Origin of the sequence: Brevibacillus ginsengisoli (genome assembly GCF_050113715.1) — a bacterium.
GTDB lineage: Bacteria > Bacillota > Bacilli > Brevibacillales > Brevibacillaceae > Brevibacillus_H > Brevibacillus_H ginsengisoli.
Genome location: NZ_JBNJQR010000002.1, coordinates 251290 through 272005 on the forward strand (window position 1 = coordinate 251290; position 20716 = coordinate 272005).

Consider the following 20716-nt stretch of genomic DNA (forward strand, 5'->3'; position numbering starts at 1 on the left):
TTTCATCGAAAAAATAGATAAATCTTTCCAATCAAGAAGTGATATAATTTGGATATATTAAACAATAGGGGTGGCATAAGCATGTATTCGAATATTTTAGTTACATATGATGGGTCCGAACTCTCCAAAAAATCGATTGAAGTTGCCGCTAGCTTCGCCAAGGAGAATCCTTCCCTGCATGTGGAAGTGATCTACGTGTCTAATATTCCTTATGTGGTTGTTGGCGAAGGAGTCTTTATTCCAACACCTGCTCAAACGGTTGATTATTTAGCTAGCTCTCAAGCAATTCAGGATGAGGTAAAAGAATTAGTCGCTTCTATTCCTAACTCGACCGTGGTTGTAAAAGAAGGACCCGTTGTGAAGACAATCCTCGATCATGCGAATGCAATCAAAAGCGACCTCATTATCATCGGTAGCAAAGGACACAGCGCGATTGGCGAATTCGTTCTGGGGAGTGTCAGCCATAACGTCGTTCAACATTCCAAAATTCCTGTGTTGATTGTAAAATAACCAATTGACAGCGATGGAAAAAGAGTCAGCCTTAGGGTTGGCTCTTTTTTTTGAAGTGATCTAGTTTAAATTGTAGTAAAAAAAATGTAGTATTAGTAATATAGAACATCATCCTACATAAAACACATGGATACGACAAATTTTGGCAGGGCTAGGAAACCAGGGGGAAAGTTATGAAAATTAAGATCAAGCTGATTCTTGCGATGGGCTTACTCTTAGGTACGTTAGTTTCAATGCAGTCTATTAATTATTACACGAGCAAGCAGGTTCGCAGTTCCTATCAGGAGATGGTGGAAGGTTCACAGTTTCGCTATTTATTGAAAGCGGTTCAATTTCGAATGACGGGCATTTCTAATGATGAAAGAGCTTACCTTCTCAAAGGAGATGAAGAGTTCACCAAGGAAATTAACCAGAAGGCAGAAGAAGTCATAGCTGATCTTAAAGAGATGGAGAAGATGCCGAATGTTCCTCCGGCTGATCGTGAGAATCTGGCGAAGGTGAGAGCTTTATTTACCGACTTTATTCAAGCCAGCGATCAGGTGCGGCAAATGTACAAGGAAGGCCATCATCTAGAGGCAGATCAGCTCCATTTTACGACTGAGCGACAAGTGCGTAAGGAACTGGATTTGATCGTAGCAGACCTGTTGACGAAAGTGGAAAAGGATCTCTTGGAAGAAGGGAAGCGTAATGAAGCCTTTGCGAACTTAATCGATCGGATTACCTGGATTTTCACCGGGATAGCGCTCTTGTTCGGATTTATCGTGGGAATTCTTCTTTACCGCTCGATTGTGAAGCCAATTCAACAGGTGAATCGTCAATTGAAAGAAATTGCCGATGGTGAAGGGGATCTTACGAAAGAGCTTCAAATCAGCTCCAGAGACGAGATCGGGGAGTTAGGGGATTCGTTTAATCGGATGCTGGCAAATCTGCGGAACTTGATTCTGCAGGTACGATCAAATACTGTGCAAGTGGCTTCATCATCGGAAGAGTTGACAGCAAGTGCTGCTCAAACCAGCAAGGCCACAGAGCAGATCGCGCAAACCATTCAGGAAGTGTCGGAAGTAACCGAACAGCAAGTCCAAAGTGTAGAAAGCGGATCAAGAGCCATGAATCAGCTATCTGCTTTTGTCCAACAAATTGCATCAAATGCCCAGAGTGCCTCCGCTACTGCTCTACAAGCCGCCGATATGGCTTGGGCAGGAAATCAGGACATGCAAACGGCAGTAAATCAAGTAGGTACGGTTAATCATACCATGAACAACTTGACAGAAGTGGTGAAAGGGCTAGGTGTCCGGTCACAAGAAATTGGCCAAATTGTAGAAGTGATTACTGGAATTGCAGGACAGACCAATCTTCTTGCTTTGAACGCGGCAATAGAGGCGGCGCGAGCTGGTGAACATGGAAGGGGCTTCTCCGTTGTTGCCGACGAGGTACGTAAGCTTGCGGAACAGTCTTCACAGTCCGCTCATCAGATCGCCCAATTGATCGCAGCTATTCAAGAAGAGACGAATAAAGCTATGAGCACCATGGAGACGAGCAGGGTGGAAGTTTTACAAGGCATCGAAATCGTTACGGCTGCTGGAGCGATTTTCGCAGAAATCCAACAAACTGTAAAGGAAGTTTCTGCCCAAATTGAAGAGGTGTCAATGGCATCCCGTCAAATGGAAGATGGAACACAGGGTGTCGTAAAGGCAATCGACCAGATTTCTGCCGCAACTGTACATACATCTGCCGGAACACAAGAGGTATCAGCAGCCACAGAAGAGCAATTGGCTTCCATGGAAGAAATCGCTTCTTCAGCAGCGTCCCTCTCGAAAATGGCCGAAGAATTACAAGGATTGATTGATCAATTTAAAGTATAGAGATTCTAGCAGACTCCCCGAGGGAAATCCTTGCGGGAGTTTTTTACTGTCAATCGCACGGATTATCAAAAAAATGGAAGATACCTGTAGTAGAATGATTGCAAGAAATCAAAACAAGGGGCTTGATCATCTACATGAACTATTTTAGTAGAATCCAGAATGCAATTGAGTTCATTGAAAGAAATCTTCAGGAAGAATTGCGTATGACTGAAATTGCAGAGGAAGCTGGGTTTTCTTCGTTTCATTTTCAAAGACTTTTTCAAGCTATTTCCGGTTTTACTGTACAAGAGTACGTACGAAAGAGACGACTAACGGAAGCCTCCCAACTGCTTAGGGAAACGAGCAACAATATTTTGGACATTGCTATTACCTATCAATATGGTTCACAAGAGGCATTTACCCGAGCGTTCGAAAGTTATGTCGGGATGACTCCCGCGAAGTTTCGTAAGACAGAAATCAGTTTTACACACCAACACAAGATGAACTTCTTGGAGTACGAAAATAGAATGAAAGGAGATTTGCAAATGAACAAGCCAGATTTTATCCAGTTGGACGCAATTGATATTGTGGGGGTTGAATACAAGACAAACTTGAATAATGAGCAATATTTCCAAGAAATTCCCGGATTCTATGATGACTTCGGGAGAAACCAGTACTACCTGCAGATTCCCAATAAAAAAGCGCCAGACTTCGCCTATGGGATTGCTTGCAATTTTGGTGATGACGGACAATTCTCGTTCGTTATTGGAGAAGAAGTAGAAGGAATCCAATCAGGCTTAGAGAGCCCTCTTTTTCATCTATCAATACCTGCGGGTACCTACGCTAAATTCAAGGTGGATGGTTCTGTTCAGGATACGAGGAGATATATTTATGGGACGTGGTTGCCCCATTCCAAATATGAAAGAAGAGAAGGTCCTGATTTTGAAGTGACCGATGTTCGCAACTCTATTTTTCCGCATGATATCAAAATAACTGTGTATATCCCGATCAAATAGGAAGTTAGCAAGAATGCCTAAATGAACATAAGATGTGGAGAACTTCATTTGACAGTGCAGCCATTGATCATTCAGGTGGTGTTTTATGAATAGAGATCACTCCAATGTTCGGTTTATCTCCCATCATTTAGCGACTGGTTCGTTAAGCTTGGAAAAGGAACGGGTACTTACATCATATGCCATAGATGCATATATCTATGGCTTTCCACTTGTTCTGATGGAAATCACCAAAAGCACGGGTTATTTTCGTCTCATGCAAAGGAATCGTTTTTATCATCAAAGGGAATTCTCGACTCCCTCGGTGACACAAGTTGTTAGACCCAACGTCGATACTTTATATTCTATCGCTTGGTTAGATCTGAATGAAGGTCCCTTGTTGTTACACGTTCCCAATACCCATTCTCGTTATTATCTTCTTCCTATGTTGGATGCCTGGTCGAATGTGTTCGCATCCGTAGGAGCACGTACGACGGGGACTAACGAGCAGTTGTACGTGATTGTCGGACCCTTTTGGAAAGGTACATTACCAGCCCATATTCCCGTAATTCCGGCGCCTACCCGTATACTTTGGATTGCGGGGCGAACACAATCCGATGGAGTCAAAGATTATCCACAGGTCCACTCCATCCAGAATCAGTTCAAATTGACTCCACTTTTTCACTCCACTTCACCCAGCCGTCAAGGCAATTTTCTAGATGGGTTACGATTCACTGAAGAGCCTCCTAGTAAAATAATTGGTTCGTTGGATGCTGCCTCATTTTTTACTTTAATGATGGCAGGAATGGAGAAGAATCCGCCTTATCCGGCAATTCAGACTCCAGACATGACCTGTAAACTACGTGCTTTAGGACTCATTCCTAGTCCCTGCTTTCAGTTTCATACACTCGATTCGTCTACCCAGCATGCACTTCAATATGCCGCAGAAAATGGCCCCTACGTAATCGAGAAACTAGGTAATGAGTTACTTCACAAAAACGATTACAACGGCTGGAGTATCCTTTTACAAGACATGGGTTTTTACGGTACGAATTACCAGCAAAGGGCCGTTGTCGCACAAAAACTATTCGGCGCCAATCTTCCGCAGGATTCCGTTTATGCCTATAGTTTTGTAGCCCAAAACGGGAGCGTCTTGAATGGACGTAATTCCTATCGAGTTCACTTCCAACCTGGACAATTACCTTTGACCAATGCTTTTTGGTCGATCACTCTTTATAATGAAGACGGGTTTCTCGTAGATAATTCTCTCCACCGATATGCTATTAGTCCTCATTTGGGCAAACTGAATGATAACGAAGATGGTTCACTTGATATTTATATCGGGAGTACATCTCCGGGGAGTTCGTTGGAATCCAACTGGCTGCCGGCACCAGAAGCGCCTTTTAATCTCATGTTACGAATCTACTGGCCCAAACTGCCCGTACTTGAAGGAAATTGGCATCCACCAGCGGTTGTACAAGTAAATTAAATGGGCCCATCCTGAATCGACTTTTCGAGACGAGTCCAATCCATATCAAAAAAAGGATAGGATGCAGATTTTATCTGACATCACTATCCTTTTTAGCATTTTATAAGCTAGTGAAATTGTACGGTCAACGTCTAAGCAGGATTTTGACTTTGCTTAGATGTTGTGAAGTGGATGTAAAGACCGGCAATGAACGCAATCACGATCATACTGACCGATGTCCATTGGGCAGCCGTCCAATTAAACAAGTATCTTGGTGAATCTCCGCGAAGCATTTCCAAGAGAAAACGTCCGATGTTGTAAAGAATGTTACTGATCAAAAATAAATAGCCACGCTTTAAATTGGTTCTCATTAGAATCATAAGGATTGCAAAAATAATGACATCCATCTGACCTTCCCATACTTCAGCAGGCCACAAGGGTCTGTCTCCAAATGTTGCCCGGGCATTTGTCCCTTCAGGAAATAGAATTCCAAAATTCCCGCCAGTAGGATCGCCAAAGGCATCTCCGTTCATGAGATTCGCATCCCGTCCAATGCTTTGCGCAAGAATGAGACCAGGAGCGCACAAGTCAGCCAATTCCCAAAAGGAAATATGGTGCTTACGGACATACCAGATCCCCACTAAAATGGCACCAACAATTCCTCCCTGAATCGACAAACCACCATGCCAAATGGCGATAATCTCCTCAGGATGCTGGGAATAAAACCCCCACTCAAAGAAAAATACGTGCCAGAAACGAGACCCAATGATGGCTCCAAAAATCAACGGGATCATCAGGTTCATTAAATGCTCGGCGAGGTCGTCCTTTTTTTGGAGTTTTGCCAGAGTGAGCGTAACTCCCACGCCAAGAAGAATGGCCAACATGAACAAAATACTGTAAGAACGAATAGGAAAAGAACCTATCCAACCAAGATATTGCAGCAAACAAAACCACTACTTTCTATGTAATTTAGGCAAACGTGAATGCTTAGTCACTGTTCAATTTAAACACATGGGTAGACAAGGACTTATCTTACCATCATATAACTTTTACACCATAATGACAAAAATTAAAGTGTTCGTTAGAAGAGATAAACAAATTGACAACAATCAAACAACGGAATTAAAATACCTATAGGGGTATATTAAAAATGCAAGTTCGCGATGATTGGGAGGTAACGTATGGATTGGATTCAATATGTCATTCTAGGTTTATTGGTTGTTTTCATTATGCGTAAGCTTATGCCAGTAAAAGGGCTTAAGAATTTAACACAAGAAGACGTAATGAAGCTTCAGCAGAAACGAAATGAAGTTGTCTTTATTGATGTAAGAGAAGCGTTCGAGTACAAAAGCGGACATATTCAGTCTTTTCAAAATGTACCGTTAAGTACTCTGGAAAAACGCTTGAACGAGATAGATCGCGATAAGTCCATTGTTCTCACATGTAAAAGCGGAATGAGAAGTCGTCAAGCGGCGAAAGTTTTGCTTAAATATGGTTTTACGAAGGTAAGTCATCTGCAATCGGGTCTGTCAGGTTGGACTGGGAGCTTAGTTAAATAGGGAGGAAATTGTGATGCATGAATATGTGAATGTCCATTCTAAGGAAGTAATCGAAAGAATGAAGAATGGAGAAAAAATGGCGATTGTAGACGTTCGTGAAGCGATGAGGCAGTGACAGTGGTGGAATGAACGCTTGGCAGGGAGAGGTTGTTCGGAACTGAGATCTTGCAACGAGAGGAAGTAGCTGGTTGAAATAGTCAAAAAGGGTGTCCCGTAAAGCAGTATAAACTGCTAGTGGGACACCCTTTTGGGATGTAGCCGTCGGTTTCCAATATAAAAAGGTGTAGGTGTTGGAGAGACTTGTGAGCACTATTTCCATACATTTCGAAAAGAGTAATTCTTATAGCCCTCAATGTTGTCAATGAGCATCGATTTTAATTCACGATCCTTTTCCGCTATGAATTGACTGATTTTCTTGATGGGATCGTTCTCCTCGCCAAACACCCACCAAATCGGATGAGTCAATACGTGAAGTTTGGGATAGCTCGTGATGTGGTTGCAAACACAGTCTTCTCGCCAGCAGTGATTTGAATCCGATAAATACTTGAACTCCTTCATATACAATTGACCATAGGCGTTAATCAATCCATCTATTTGTAAATTGCTTTTCAATAGGAATTCGCTAGGTCGGTGAAAAGAAAAAACAGTAACAGGTTCATCGATCGCACGCGATAGACATTGAACCTCGTTACAAATTAGGTTGCTTAGAGCTTCCTCAGAGAGAGAGTTTTCATTCATCTCAAAATGTAAACCCAATTGATGTCCCATTTTTTTGATCTCTTTTAACCTGTCGAGGACCTGTTTGTTCCAAACGTTGTAAAAAGGGGAGCTTAACCAAACAAAATAAGTTGATTTGGCACCTTCTTCCGCTTCAAGGCAAGCCATCTTATGGGCGTAATTCACACTTTGATCAATATCGTGTCTTAATAGGACGACCTTCTTTTTTTCGTTCATTCGGGAAGTGGCCTCATGATAATCAATAAAAGAAAATCCCTCTTGAGTAAACTTACGCAAAATTGCACGATAATGTGCGGTCGTAAGTTGACATTCCATTAATTAGCCTCCCAGCCGTTCAATCTCAGGGATACCACATGAATTACTTTTTCGCATGTATCGCTTCCTTAATCTTTAGAGCTACCGCTAGTGCCTCAAGCCCTTCCTCAGGGCCGATTTGAGGTCTGTTCGATTTGGTAATACAGGATATAAAATGGAGCAATTCTTCATATAAGGGGTCAGATTGAGGGATGAGAATTTTTTCGATGAGGGTTTCTGTTTTTATATTATGATCCACTTGGGGAGTAGGTTGATGGTAGATGAGGAGTTCTTTCGTTAGATAATTAACAGATATCGTTCGGTCCGTTTCATAAATGGATAAGCTTCTGGTTTTCTTCATCGATACTCTGCTGGCAACTAAAGTTGCGATTACCCCATTCGTGAAGGACAAGAGTGCGGATGCGCTGTCAATGAACTTCGAATTTGTGAGTGAGACTCCAGTGGCTGTAACAGTGTGTAATGGGCTTTTTACAAGATGGAGGACGATGTCAATATCATGAATCATTAAATCGAGTATGACATCTGTATCTAGGTTGCGATCTGAATGTGAAAGTCTTTTTGCGTCTATGGAGATCATATTGGCAGGTTTACAAATATCCTTTAGAGGCCGAATGGCTGGATTAAACCGTTCAACATGGCCAACCTGGAAGACTTGACTAGCCTGAACAATCGATTTTTGAAGTTCAGTTGCTTCCTCTACGGTAACCGTTATCGGTTTCTCAACCAAAACATGTTTACCCTTTTCTAACGCAATCTTTGCATAGAAGAAATGAAGTGGGGTAGGTGTTGCGATAATAACAGCATCGACGTTATCAATCATCTCTGTGTATGTGGAGTAAGCTTTTGCGTTGTATCTGGTTTCAATTTCTTGAAGTTTCGCCAAATCTATATCATATATGGCGATTTGGTTCACATCATGAATCATCTGGAGGATGCGACAATGATTCTCTCCCATTTTGCCTAATCCGACAACTCCAACGTTAATAGGCGGCATATAAATCACGGAAGGTTATTTCTGTGGGATATTCGGTTATAAACATTGCACTTCACCTCAATCATTCTTGGTACTGATTAATTTTGCTGGGACACCTGCAACGGTTTTTTCGTCAGGAACATCGTGAAGCACAACGGCTCCAGCCCCCACAATTGCACGTCTTCCAATCGTTACTCCGGGTAATAAAGTAGCGTTGTTTCCAACTTTGGCTCCTTCTTTTATGGTAGGCCCTTTCAACGTGTATGGCTTTTTCCCCATGTACTTATCATTGGACATCGAAACGCAGGGACCAATAAATACGTTATCCTCAATCGTTGTATCACCTGTGATATAAGCGGATGTCTGGATTGTACAGTAACTTCCAATACATGTGTTGAGTTCCACAATAGCTGCTCTTCCTATGACGGTATTAGCAGAAATGATTACATTTTCGCGAATACCGGCCTGGTCCGCAATGTAGACATTATTTCCAATATTCGTGCCTGCGTTAACCATTACGCCATTCCCAATGATGCAGTTTTCCCCAATGTTTAAACATTGCAGGGTGCTGTTAGAAGGCCGCATTCCGCTTTTCTTGACAGGGACTATTCCTAAGATGGAATGACTTCCGATCGTAACATTATCTCCAATGTTTGTATTTCTTAAGATAATGCTGTGGTGACCAATCGTTACATTCTCCCCGAGCAAGACTCCTTCTTCGATAATGACATGCATCCCGATTGTCGCCGTATCAGGGATATGAGCCGAATTTTCCATTGTAATCACCTCAACATGAAGGAATTGAACGTATTGCTTACTCAATGGTGATTTCCCTGGTTAGATACAGCAAGAGATCATATCCGTCCCAGGTCAGTTGAAAATCTAATGAGTGGCCGACTTCAACAATGCGATCAATTCCGTATCCGCCCAATTGTGTGGCAAATGAACGTAATTCTTCCCGATCAAAACCAAAAACAGCCAAAGTTTGATCCTTTCTCGTCAATAGAGGAATTAGCTTGAATAAAGAAGGAAGCTCCATCTCCAAAAATAAACCGCCACCACAATGTTTCTCCCTGATTTCATTTGTGAGGGAGGTAATGTGAACACGGTAAGGCAGGTCGGTTTTAGAGGTGGATAATTGGTCGCCGAGTCCTTGTAAAGCATAACTATATCCTGTAATCATTCGGGTAATTCCAACTTCGCTGCCCCAATGTAAGGTTGTCGTGTCTAATCGATTCTTCACTAGGTTCCAAAATCTCGCTTTAGCCTTGACTGTTTGATCCTGTTCGCCAATCCAAATCACCAGTTTGGGAGAGGAACAAGCCAGCTGATCAAACCAAAACGCGTCATTCATAAATTTTTGTACCAGTTGGTTTAGGTCCTCATCGGTGGAGTCTAAAATTGTTGCTGCATGTATAGCGCAAATGGAAAACTTCCCTGTAAAGCAAAGTTCCGTCGCATTAGGCGGCAAGGGTATGGACCGGATCTGACGAATGGTTTCATCTCCGCCCCAAATGACTCGCACATCACAGAGTGAGGACAGCTCACGCGTAATGGTGTCATTATGTTCATAGCTAATAATCACCACTCGTTTTCGCAACTCTGAAAATTCGTCTTTAATCAATACATTATTTAAGATCGTAAGCAGAAGTGTCATCTGTTCAGTACGATTTCGGGAAAGTCGAATCATATTTTTGTTGCCGACCAAAAGGGATACGAACCAGGAATACATAAAGATGGAGTCAACATTTGAAGGGGCAAAATGCAAGACTAATCCACGTGGCACAAGTATCCGGTTGTTCCTTTTCGTTTCGAAATTCTGTTTGATTTCTTGTAAATGGAAGCCTCTCATCCAATGAGCCATCGAGAGTAATTCGGGAAAACGTCGGTGCGATTTGCTCAATAATATAGTTCGAGATACCTCGTCAATAAAGCGTATAGTGGTGGAGTGGAAGGGGGGGAGTGGATGACAAGCGAGAAGATCTTGAACGATAGAACTCCAGGCTAACTGTTGATCATTCGGTAATAGGATATCCATTATTCATTCACCTGATTGTAGGCATGTGTATCACTGCAACCACGCAGTTCTGAGGCTGGAAGACGTCCGCTAATCGTGAAATATTTGCCCTTGCGTCCACATTTACAGTCATCTTCTCCCAGTACAGTACCCAAGTCTTCTGTTAGCAAGCTATGTCCGGGATAACTATTGGGCAGAACGCTTAAAACTTGTACGATTCCCGTTTGATTCGCCAGGAGCGGCTGAAGCGTATAAGGGTCACGCACAATAATGTCGGCAAAGTCAGGAGCATGCAGATGCCCTTGATCGCATTCCATAAACACAGAACCTATTTGTTCAACCATGCCATAAAAATTGTGGATTTGTTTGATCCCGAATTGTTCCTGCAGTTTATTTTTAAAAGTAGGGTTATCGACAGCAAGTTCCGTTAGCTTTTTCCAACCTCCACTATGGATCAGAATACTGTCGTTTAAGTTTAAAACTAGATTTTTTCTCAGTAACGGAAGGTAAAAGTACTGCCAGATCATAAACGTAAAACCAAAAATGAGGATTTGTTGCCCTTTGTGCTTGTCGAGGAAAATTTGGAGATCGTCTAATTTGACGTTCATGTTTTCATCCAGTAAATAAAAATGATCTTTTCCGACGAACGCTAATCCTAATAAGCCAGCTCCTCGAGCGCTAAAAGAAGAGCGATTTTTAATGACGTCAGAAGAGTCCACAAGGATCATTGGATACCGCTTATGACCAATAAAAGACTTAAGGATGGAGACGAGAGCTTTTGTTTGTAAACTGGCGGTATCTTTGTCTAAATAAATTCGTGACACCGTTTGAGAGGTAGTACCACTGGAAGTTAACGTCTTAATGATCGACGCTCGCGGAACGCTAAATAACTCATGTAGCTTAAACATTCTTACGGGCAACATCGGTATCTGTTCATAGGAAAACGGGCTGGCTACATCGGGGGGAAGAGCGGAAAGGATTGAGCGATAGGCCTCGCATTGAGTCATGTGCTTTATCGTTAACTCGTTGAGGATTTTTTGCAACACTTCTTGTTTACGACTTCGCTCCAGCTGATAGGGGTTATCTGTAAATAAGTGTTCGATATTCATTTTAAAACCCTCTCAAGTAAAGTTTGGTAATCTACTTTGCCTGTGGCTAAGCGAGGGATGTCTTGTTGAACCACCACTTTGTAAACGGTGGGGTGCAATTGATAGGTTTGACTGAGGAATTGTTTCATTGGTGATTGCAAAGCTTCGTCCGAAATAACGACAATTAACTGATCATCCTTACCGGTGCAATAGCATGGAATCCCCAAAGTTTTCTCGGCAGTAAGCTCAATATCGTCCAAATTGACACGCAGACCAAGAGGTTTTAAGAAGCGCTTTTTTCGTCCAATGATGGAAAAAAAGCCGTTGGACTCTTGTCTGGCAATATCTCCAGTCATTAATTTACCATTCATTTCGTCCGTTTTACTTAAATCGTTCCTTGAGTACGCGTACCCCATCATGACATTCGAGCCGTAGTAAATTAATTCACTTGTCTCTTCATCAAGTTCCAATTTTCCATCCGGTATCGGAATTCCAATTGTACCGATTCCCTCTTGTATTTGATCGTGGGGGACATAGCTGATTCTGGCCGTAGCTTCCGTTTGGCCATACATGATATAGAAACGCAGATGGTTATTCTGAGCAACGTCTGCAAAGTATCTTTGTAACTTTTCGTCCAGTCTGCCCCCTGCCTGAGTAAGCGTACGTAGGGAGGGAATCATCATCTTGTCAAAATGAAGTCGATACAGCATCTGATATTGGTACGGCACTCCAGCGATTGAAGTAGCGCGTTGATCCTGCAAAAAATCCCAAAAGCTGCGCTGTGTTAAATGATCCTCTGTCATTAAAAGAGATGCGCCTACTTGAAGGTGGCTGTTAATAACCGAGAGCCCATACGAATAGTGCAGAGGTAATGTCGTTATTGGACGATCATCCGCTTGAAGTTCAAGATAAGCAGAAATCGATTCAGCGTTTGCTTGTAAATTCTGATAAGACAATCTAACCATTTTGGGACTACCAGTTGTACCAGATGTAGAGAGCAATATGGCTAGATCCGGATGTATAGGTGGATGGAAAGCAACGGAATTTAGATGCAACATTTTATATTGAGATTCTTCATAATGAAGTGTGTAATTCAACGGTGTCGCAATCTCTTGGGGGAGCCAGATCCATTCAGGCTGATAGGTCATCATTAATTCCTGGAGTAAGTTCCAACTTAGTTTGCTATCCAGAAGACACACTGCGTGCTTTCCTTGTAAAGCCGCCAGATAGCCAACCAATGCTGTCGGGCAGTTTCGGCAAAGAATAAAACCGAGAGATTTATGGGAGGAGGGGAGGTGAAGTGAGAAGCGTTGGATCTGATCAAGTATATCGCCAGAAGAAAAGGATTGATTCGAGGCATGATGAACAACCATCGTCGAGTTGTGGTACTGAGCGAGGTCCCAGAAGTTCATATCAACATTCCACCATCTACACCAATGATCTGTCCAGTGATATAGGAAGCGGCATCAGATGCCAAAAAGACCATCACATTGGCTACCTCCTCTGGTCGGCCGATTCTCCCCATTTTGATCATCGAGAGAATTTCTTGTTTTCTAGCTGGTGAGAGGTTTTGGATCAGATCGGTGTCGATGAATCCAGGAGCGACAATATTCACTCGTATATTGAGGGGAGCCAGTTCTTTGGCAGCTGATAGAGACGAGCCGATTAGTGCGGCTTTACTTCCACTGTAGACAACTTCACTTTCTCCTCCAAAACGTCCGAGTATAGAACTGACATTAATGATCGAGCCTATGTGATGACGAGCCATTATTCTAGAAGCGTACTGCATATGATTGATCGCGGAGTAGGTATTGCTTTCAAACGTTTCTTTGATCATATCCTGTGTAATCATTCCCAGACGCGCGCTTTGCATGATTCCTGCGTTGTTGACCAATACATCCAGGCGTTTGTATGTCTTTAAAACGATAGAAGCGGCCTCTTTGATTTTATCTTTATCAGTCACATCATAGGGAAGTAGAAGAGGATCTGAACCTGTTTGATTCCGAATTTGCTCTGCGGTACTTTGAAGGTGTTCAGAATTTCGAGAGCTAATAATAACAGATGCTCCCTCTGATGCAAAAGCGATGGCGCAAGCCTGACCTATTCCACGGGAAGCGCCAGTGATCCAAGCAACTTTTCCCTCTAATAACATTACAATGCAACTCCATATTTGTTCATAAGGACCTCTTTCACCTTCTTGAAACTGTTGAAGTCTATTACGTCTTCTGTATCAATCATGATATTGAATGTATCGTCCAAAGCGGCGATTAAGGCCATATGCGCCACGGAATCCCAGTTGGGGATGCTGTTATATTCTAAAGAGTCAATGATTTGTTCTTCGGGTAGATCTAACGTATCGGCAAATATTTTTCTTAGTATTGCACTCATGACCATCCCACCAATCATTTCGTCACTTTTCTTGCCGGATTTCCAAAAACTTTCTCGTTCGGCAGCACATTTTGTAACACGACCGCGCCTATCCCGATAAACGCATGATCGCCAATCGTTACCTTTTGCAGAGTAACCGCGTTTAATCCCATCCAGACGTTTTTACCGATGCGGCATCCACCGCCTAGAATTACGCCAGCAGTTAAGATTGATGATTCATCCAAAAAACAGTTATGTCCCACATGGACGTGATCATCAATTTTGACGTGGTCGCTTATGATTGTGTTTTGTAATGAGCCTCTGCAAACTGTAGAAAAGCTGCCGATTTCTACGTCATCTCCAATGACTACAGAACCTAACTGTTTGATTCTGATGGGAACCCCCTCTAAATCTCTCTCCATTCCGAAGCCTTCTTCTCCGATAACCGCACAGGATTTTATTAAACAATTGCGGCCAATCGTAACGCCGTTTTCAATGACGACATTTTGTCCAATCGTTGTATGTTCACCGATCGAAACCCCTTGACCAATGATTGAATTCTTACCAATTCGAACAGTAGGGTGGATACAAGTTAGAGACGTAACCGGCTGAAACCCTACATGATCGTCTATGATCTGTAAGGCTCGAGCAAAATCTAATCGGGGATGTGCGGATACTAGAACGGAAACATTGTCTTCGAAGTTGATCGCTGAACCGATAACGGCATAGGATTTGGTACTCTGGATTTTTTCTTGGATAACGGAAAATGTAAGCGAATGATCGTTAATGGAATGGACGGGACAAATACATTGAATAGGAGTGTCTTTACCTAGTAGGGTGAGACCTAACTTTTCTGCGAGCCAAGATGCTTTAATATCTCTTTGTAATTGTGCACTCATTATATTCACCCCAACCTACCAACAAAAGCTTTCTTCCATTATATGAGAAGGGATTGGAGAAGTTATAAGAAAATCAACCATTTTTACTAGGCAAAGAGGAACGATCGCGAGAAGGTCTTTTGATTCATCCAAACCGTGAAAAAAAAGAAGCTTTATTTTAAATTGTCTAGGGGATAAGAGCCGTGTATCCTTCCATCTAGTTATCATACAAATACAAGACAGGAATAATGAACACCATCATCTTTTATAAGGGTGATCATCATGGGAATTGGTAATCTATTAATTACGGGAGCTGCTGTGGTATGAAGGAACTTCATCAACAAATTGATTCAAAGATAGTATCAAACGCGCGAAAGTATATTCGAGAAGTGATTACCAAGATAAAGTCAATGAACAGGGAGAAGCTAAGGTACGTGTATTTTTTGCCAAATCGGTATTATTGTCATAAGAATGAGATTTATGTATCTTTTCGCATTGAATTGATGCCCCTTGAACTTCGAATAGTAAAAATGAAATTACATGTGCCATTGCCTGAAGCTAATTCGAAAGCGACATCGATTTTAGTTCGGGAAATTTCATCAAGTTGGGATGAGTCGCTTACAGTAAATGGATATATCCCATCGCATTCCAGATTCATAGAAGAAGTAACAGTTGAAGGAAAAGCAAAGGAGTCAGAAATTGACATAACAAAATTCCAAGACAAGTGGAGACATGACTGTGAAGAAAATCATGGCATTCACCTCCAATTTGGGGACGAACTTTCTTTGTTTCATCATTTTGTGAAGGGCAATTCGCCCTATCTGGTCGTTACAACAGTGTAAAGGAAGAAGTTGACCTGTGTCAGCAGAAGAATTTAGGGGGAAAGGGTTAATCATACATGAGAGTATTATTTATTGATAGTAATGAAATATTATTTGATTTACTACCACATGGATTTCGCGAAGCTGGTCACCATGTAAAAGTTTCGGGGAGAATAACAAAAGAGGCGGATATAAAAGCGCTGATTGATGAATTTAAACCACATTTGGTCGTAACCAATGGATGGGGGCCTGAGCAGACGTTAGAGAAACAGGTTTGGATCAAGAATCAAACGAAATCTCATAAGATTCCACATGTTTACTGGTCAGTTGAAGACCCGATCTTTACGAATCATTTTGTATTACCTCTTGTAAATACCGCCCAACCAGAGTTTATTTTTACGATCTGTCAATCCGCCGTTAATTTTTATCGTTCGATTGGTTTTCCTACAACGTACCTGGATTGGGGAGTTCAACCATCCACCAATTATCCCATTCCTCCAGTGAAGCAGTATGAAGTGGATATCGCGATTGTTGCCAATTCTTATTATCGTACGTTGGATCAATTTGTAGATTTTCGCATTGAGTCCATGAAACAATTAATCGAACCTCTTGTTACAAACGGAATACGGGTTGATATTTGGGGAGAAGGATGGGATAAGATAAAACCATTTTTAGGGGTAGAAATACCGTCTGGATGGATTCGTGGGGTAATACCATTTTCAGAATGCAATAAAGTATATAGTTCCGCTAAAATGATGATTGGATTGCAAAATATGAAGACCCAGGTCACCCAAAGAACGTATGAAATTTTAGGCTCGGGTGGTTTTCTTTTAACCAATGATACACCGGCAATTAGGCGATTGTTTGTTCCAGGACGAGATCTTGTCGTTACGTCCTCTCCAGAGGAAACGTTACGAATCGTTGATTTTTATTTAAACAATCAAGAAATTGCGAAGACCATCCGATCTCAAGGCCTTAAAGAAGTAACTCGTCATACGTATCGACGAAAAGCCGAATTTATTATTGAGACGCTGAGCAAACATGGAATTCTTTAGGTTTAAATTAAGCTTCTATTCCATAAAAGCCTCCTCGATAATCACGATAATATTTTGTATAATCCATTCCTCCGTACAGTCCGATCATAAACTGATTCAAAATGAACACCGCCTTGGGCTTTATCCTTCAAGTAATTCGACTGTCTTACACCTTTTTCCTACTCAAAAGGTAATCGAACCATTGGCTGGATGATTGAAGGGCGTCGGAACTAGACGCTCTTTTTTTAAGAATTCTAAATAAAAAATATGGCTCTATAGGAAAAATTTTAATTGTTTGATATCATAGAAGTAACAATTGTTTACATAAACTAAAACTAGTCAAAGAAGATTTCTAAATGGGGAAGGATTTAAGACAATGAAAAAAGTGGCTGCTTTAGTATTATTCGCTTGCTTGTTCAGTTCTAACGTCTACGCGAATAGTGAAATAACCAACCCGCCTAGCGTTTCGGTACCAACCGTTACAAAGAGTAACGGAGTCACAATTGAGAAGGCTACCACGTATGTAAAATCACTGACCATAAAAAACGGTAAATTATATGGTACGTTTGATTATGTAGAGTGGTATTTCGGAGATAACGCGCAGAAAGCTTATCAGAAAGATTGTCCGAAATGTTCTGGCTATGATGGAAAGGGACATATTCCATCTATGTACTATATTCGAAACCACAACAAGAAGCTAAGAACTTATCCGATTGCACAGAACGCAGAAGTCGTATTGCAAACCAATTCATTGGGCAAAGATGGCAATTTCCAATGGAATGAAAAAGTGAACATGAAGACTTTCCAACAGTTTGCCCAGAAAAGAGGAATCCCTTATAATCTCCCTTTTCATATTGAAGTGAAAAATGGAGTGGTCACGAAGATTACAGAACAATATATCCCTTGATAGATAAGAGAATGAACCTCATACTTCTATGGTATGAGGTTTTCTTTTGGTTGTCCTTCGTGAGCAACAAGCGAATTTAGCACCATTGCTATGATGGGAAGGGCATAATAATAGGAGAGAAGAAAAACACTAAAAAGGGTTGACCTTCGGAAGGCATAGAAATTGATGAATAAAAACAAAAGGAGATACGATGACAACACGAAACGAAATAATAGAAGCAGGATGGAATTTTGACAACAGTTATGCGAGACTGCCGAAATTATTTTTTAGCAGCATAAACCCAACGCCTGTTCGCTCACCGCAGTTGATCATTCTCAATGATCCGATGGCATCCTCCCTGGGATTGAATGTACAGGCGCTCCAAAGTGAAAATGGGGTAGAAGCACTTGCAGGCAACCGGATTCCCGAAGGTGCTTTGCCTCTTGCTCAGGCATATGCGGGGCATCAATTCGGACATTTTAACAAGCTAGGCGACGGACGGGCTTTGCTGCTTGGCGAGCAAATCACGCCCCAAGGTAAGCGATTTGATATTCAACTCAAGGGTTCAGGTAGGACGCCATACTCCCGCGGTGGCGATGGTCGGGCGGCGCTTGGACCGATGCTGCGTGAGTACATCATTAGCGAAGCGATGCATGCGCTTGGTATTGCGACTACCCGCAGTCTTGCGGTTGTAACAACTGGTGAGTCAGTCTTCCGTGAAACCGAGCTTCCTGGCGCAATCCTCGTCCGAGTGGCATCCAGTCATCTGCGAGTGGGGACATTCCAATACGTATCGAATTGGGGCACTGTGGATGATCTGCGGATTTTGGCGGAATATACCTTGCAACGCCATTTTCCAGATGTTGGCGAGGAGGAGAACCGCTACCTTTTGCTACTTCAGGAAGTGATTAAGCGTCAGGCCAAGCTGATCGCTCGTTGGCAGCTCGTTGGCTTCATTCATGGTGTGATGAACACCGACAATATGTCCATTAGTGGAGAAACGATTGACTATGGGCCTTGTGCTTTCATGGACGCCTATGACCCGTCAACTGTATTTAGTTCGATTGACGTGCAAGGCCGCTATGCTTACGGCAATCAGCCGTATATGGCCGGTTGGAATCTCGCAAGATTCGCTGAAGCTCTATTACCTCTGTTGCATGAAGATCAGGAGCAGGCTGTCAAACTGGCCCAGGATGCAATTTCTGATTTTAATGAGCTATATCAACAGGAATGGCTTTCGGGAATGAGAGCCAAATTGGGTTTACTTAACGAAGAGCAAGAGGATGAGTCTTTGATAGAAGACCTCCTCAACATGATGCAGAAGTCTCGTGCGGACTATACCAATACCTTCCGCGCGTTAACTTTTGATTCGCTGGAGGATACCCTCCTGAATGGAACTCCGGAATTTACTCAATGGTATGAACGTTGGCAAGCAAGACTAGGTAGACAGCAGGAATCGAAAAACTCCGCACAACAACTAATGCGTAATAGCAATCCTGCGCTTATCCCTCGGAATCACCGGGTAGAGGAGGCGTTAGAAGCAGCAGTGAAACACGGAGATTACAGCGTGATGAATAGGCTTCTAGGCGTTCTTTCTAATCCTTACGAGCACACCTTAGAACAGGCTAAATACGCCACGCTGCCTGAGACTTCAAACCGTCCGTATAGGACTTTTTGTGGTACCTAACGGTCAAATGCTTTTGTTAAGCACTAACATTTCGTTAGTGCTTATTTTTTTTACACATAACGAACAAAAACCAGTTCATTATTCCTTCATCGTGTACATATTTGACATTCGATCATTTCAGTATAATGAGCGCATATGAAAAAAATAAGGGGGAACCTACAGTTGAAAAAGAAATTTACAACAGCCATATCAATCATCATCATGTTCGCTATCATGTTAGCCACATACAATTCTGGGGGAGCCATCGTAAGCGCCGAAAGTAATAAACATAAGGATAAAGAGCTTACTTTCTATTTGGTACGGCATGGGGAAACTGTTTTCAACAAGCAAAAGCGGATGCAAGGGTACTCGGATTCTCCTTTGACTGAAGAAGGAATCGAGGTTGCCATCAAATTGGGGAAAGGATTGAAAAAAATTCCGTTTACTGCGGCTTACAGCAGCACAAGCGAGCGAGCGATTGATACGGCCGATCTGATCTTAAAAGGCAGGAACATCCCAGTTATCAAGGACAAACGGCTGAAAGAAGTCAATTTTGGCAGTTGGGAAGGGGAATACACAAGCGATATTCTGAAGCAGCATCCCGATCTGTATGATAATCCGGATATCTATAAAACAGTTGGCGGAGAATCTACTCAAGAACAGCTGGAGCGGATGAAAGCGGTAATGAACCGAATGGTGGAAGAAAACAAAGCAAATGGCGGCAATGTTCTTGTCGTTACGCATGGTCTTGCTATTTTAAATTATGTGACTCAACTGGATCCGCAAAGCTGGGATTGGGACAAAGGCGGTTTGCCCAATTCGAGTGTAACGACCGTTCAATGGAAAAACGGCAAATTTAAAGTGTTGAAGGTTGGTGATCAAAGCTACGCGGATAAAGGAGATTTGAAGCTTACCATCTATCTGGTGCGTCATGGAGAAACTGTATTTAACGTTCAAAATCGCTTGCAAGGCTATTCGGATTCACCATTAACGGAAAATGGAATCAAGGCTGCCGAATACTTGGGAAAAGGTTTAAAAGACATTCCATTTAGTGCGGCTTATAGCAGCACGAGTGAACGGGCGGTTGATACGGCCGATATCATTTTGCAGGGAAGAAAACTGCCGCTAAAGTCGGATAAGCGGTTGAAAGAGATTAATTTTGGGGATTGGGAAGGGGATAATGTTAACGATATTCTGAAGCAGCATCCCGACTTTTATGAGAATCCTGATCTTTTGAAAACGGTAGGTGGAGAATCTTATCAGGAGCTGCTGGAGCGGACAAAAGCTGCATTAGATACTATCGTTATGGATAATGTGGGAAAAGGCGGCAATGTTCTTGTCGTATCACACGGTCTTACCATTTTGAATTATGTAACGGATTTGGATCCGCAAAGCTGGGATTGGAACAAAGGCAGTTTGCCAAATTCAAGCGTAACAACGGTCGAGTGGAAAAACGGCAAATATAAAGTGTTAAAAGTCGGCGATCAAAGCTATGCGGAAAAAGGCGAGAAAGCCACCAGATAAAATGCGGTAAGTCATTCATGAGATGTTAACGTAAAACAG

20 protein-coding genes are annotated in these 20716 nt (G+C 42.2%); 10 read left to right on the plus strand and 10 right to left on the minus strand.

Annotated elements, in window-relative coordinates; translation table 11 throughout:
• Positions 1 to 81: 81 nt before the first annotated feature.
• The 4 genes from ACQCN2_RS04795 (at position 82) to ACQCN2_RS04810 (ending at position 4832) form a co-directional block, all read left to right on the plus strand.
• Positions 82 to 510, plus strand: a complete 429-nt coding sequence (locus tag ACQCN2_RS04795; RefSeq protein WP_426927755.1) for a universal stress protein — start codon at positions 82 to 84, stop codon at positions 508 to 510.
• Positions 511 to 683: 173 nt separating this feature from the next.
• Positions 684 to 2372 carry a methyl-accepting chemotaxis protein gene (locus ACQCN2_RS04800; RefSeq protein ID WP_426927756.1) on the plus strand — a complete coding sequence of 563 codons (1689 nt, stop codon included), beginning with the start codon at positions 684 to 686 and terminating at the stop codon, positions 2370 to 2372.
• 134 nt (positions 2373 to 2506) lie between these two features.
• On the plus strand, positions 2507 to 3367 hold the full coding sequence (locus tag ACQCN2_RS04805; protein ID WP_426927757.1) for an AraC family transcriptional regulator: 861 nt from the start codon (positions 2507 to 2509) through the stop codon (positions 3365 to 3367).
• Positions 3368 to 3452: 85 nt separating this feature from the next.
• The gene (locus ACQCN2_RS04810) at positions 3453 to 4832 is read left to right on the plus strand and encodes a DUF1254 domain-containing protein (RefSeq protein ID WP_426927758.1); all 1380 of its coding nucleotides are present in this window, start codon (positions 3453 to 3455) and stop codon (positions 4830 to 4832) included.
• 131 nt (positions 4833 to 4963) lie between these two features.
• Here the strand turns inward: ACQCN2_RS04810 and lgt are convergent, their stop codons facing one another.
• The gene (lgt, locus tag ACQCN2_RS04815; RefSeq protein WP_426927759.1) at positions 4964 to 5755 is read right to left on the minus strand and encodes a prolipoprotein diacylglyceryl transferase; all 792 of its coding nucleotides are present in this window, start codon (positions 5753 to 5755) and stop codon (positions 4964 to 4966) included.
• A 237-nt stretch (positions 5756 to 5992) separates the two neighbouring features.
• Between lgt and ACQCN2_RS04820 the strand changes: the two genes are divergently transcribed.
• Positions 5993 to 6370 carry a rhodanese-like domain-containing protein gene (locus ACQCN2_RS04820; RefSeq protein WP_426927760.1) on the plus strand — a complete coding sequence of 126 codons (378 nt, stop codon included), beginning with the start codon at positions 5993 to 5995 and terminating at the stop codon, positions 6368 to 6370.
• 309 nt (positions 6371 to 6679) lie between these two features.
• Here ACQCN2_RS04820 and ACQCN2_RS04825 read toward each other — a convergent pair whose 3' ends face one another.
• Genes ACQCN2_RS04825 through ACQCN2_RS04865 form a run of 9 tightly spaced genes read right to left on the minus strand, consistent with a single transcriptional unit; the run spans position 6680 to position 14767 of the window.
• Positions 6680 to 7423, minus strand: coding sequence for a polysaccharide deacetylase family protein (locus ACQCN2_RS04825; RefSeq protein WP_426927761.1), 744 nt, complete (start codon positions 7421 to 7423; stop codon positions 6680 to 6682).
• 43 nt (positions 7424 to 7466) lie between these two features.
• On the minus strand, positions 7467 to 8417 hold the full coding sequence (locus ACQCN2_RS04830; RefSeq protein WP_426928172.1) for a Gfo/Idh/MocA family oxidoreductase: 951 nt from the start codon (positions 8415 to 8417) through the stop codon (positions 7467 to 7469).
• A 57-nt stretch (positions 8418 to 8474) separates the two neighbouring features.
• A complete protein-coding gene (locus ACQCN2_RS04835) occupies positions 8475 to 9173 on the minus strand; it encodes an N-acetyltransferase (RefSeq protein WP_426927762.1) in 699 nt (232 codons plus the stop codon).
• A 37-nt stretch (positions 9174 to 9210) separates the two neighbouring features.
• Positions 9211 to 10434: an acyl-CoA reductase gene (locus ACQCN2_RS04840; protein WP_426927763.1), complete on the minus strand. Its 1224-nt coding sequence runs from the start codon at positions 10432 to 10434 to the stop codon at positions 9211 to 9213.
• Positions 10434 to 11522 (minus strand): LuxE/PaaK family acyltransferase, encoded by a 1089-nt coding sequence (locus ACQCN2_RS04845; RefSeq protein WP_426927764.1) that lies wholly within the window; start codon positions 11520 to 11522, stop codon positions 10434 to 10436. Before ACQCN2_RS04845 ends, ACQCN2_RS04840 begins: the two co-directional genes overlap by 1 nt.
• Entirely contained in the window at positions 11519 to 12913 is a 1395-nt protein-coding gene (locus ACQCN2_RS04850) for an AMP-binding protein (protein WP_426927765.1), read from the minus strand. The genes ACQCN2_RS04845 and ACQCN2_RS04850 overlap by 4 nt, the downstream gene beginning before the upstream one ends.
• Positions 12910 to 13653, minus strand: a complete 744-nt coding sequence (locus ACQCN2_RS04855; protein ID WP_426927766.1) for an SDR family NAD(P)-dependent oxidoreductase — start codon at positions 13651 to 13653, stop codon at positions 12910 to 12912. The genes ACQCN2_RS04850 and ACQCN2_RS04855 overlap by 4 nt, the downstream gene beginning before the upstream one ends.
• Complete coding sequence (locus ACQCN2_RS04860) at positions 13653 to 13889, minus strand: acyl carrier protein (RefSeq protein ID WP_426927767.1); 237 nt, start codon at positions 13887 to 13889, stop codon at positions 13653 to 13655. The genes ACQCN2_RS04855 and ACQCN2_RS04860 overlap by 1 nt, the downstream gene beginning before the upstream one ends.
• 14 nt (positions 13890 to 13903) lie before the next feature.
• Complete coding sequence (locus ACQCN2_RS04865) at positions 13904 to 14767, minus strand: DapH/DapD/GlmU-related protein (protein WP_426927768.1); 864 nt, start codon at positions 14765 to 14767, stop codon at positions 13904 to 13906.
• Between the two features lie 302 nt (positions 14768 to 15069).
• On the opposite strand from ACQCN2_RS04865, the gene ACQCN2_RS04870 reads away from it, so the two are divergent.
• The 5 genes from ACQCN2_RS04870 to ACQCN2_RS04890 all read left to right on the plus strand — a co-directional run bounded on the left by ACQCN2_RS04870 (position 15070) and on the right by ACQCN2_RS04890 (position 20677).
• Positions 15070 to 15588 (plus strand): hypothetical protein, encoded by a 519-nt coding sequence (locus ACQCN2_RS04870; protein ID WP_426927769.1) that lies wholly within the window; start codon positions 15070 to 15072, stop codon positions 15586 to 15588.
• 56 nt (positions 15589 to 15644) lie between these two features.
• Positions 15645 to 16622 carry a CgeB family protein gene (locus ACQCN2_RS04875; RefSeq protein ID WP_426927770.1) on the plus strand — a complete coding sequence of 326 codons (978 nt, stop codon included), beginning with the start codon at positions 15645 to 15647 and terminating at the stop codon, positions 16620 to 16622.
• A 355-nt stretch (positions 16623 to 16977) separates the two neighbouring features.
• Positions 16978 to 17508, plus strand: coding sequence for a hypothetical protein (locus ACQCN2_RS04880; protein WP_426927771.1), 531 nt, complete (start codon positions 16978 to 16980; stop codon positions 17506 to 17508).
• Between the two features lie 190 nt (positions 17509 to 17698).
• On the plus strand, positions 17699 to 19174 hold the full coding sequence (locus ACQCN2_RS04885; RefSeq protein ID WP_426927772.1) for a protein adenylyltransferase SelO: 1476 nt from the start codon (positions 17699 to 17701) through the stop codon (positions 19172 to 19174).
• 162 nt (positions 19175 to 19336) lie between these two features.
• On the plus strand, positions 19337 to 20677 hold the full coding sequence (locus ACQCN2_RS04890) for a 2-carboxy-D-arabinitol-1-phosphatase (protein ID WP_426927773.1): 1341 nt from the start codon (positions 19337 to 19339) through the stop codon (positions 20675 to 20677).
• Positions 20678 to 20716: the final 39 nt, after the last annotated feature.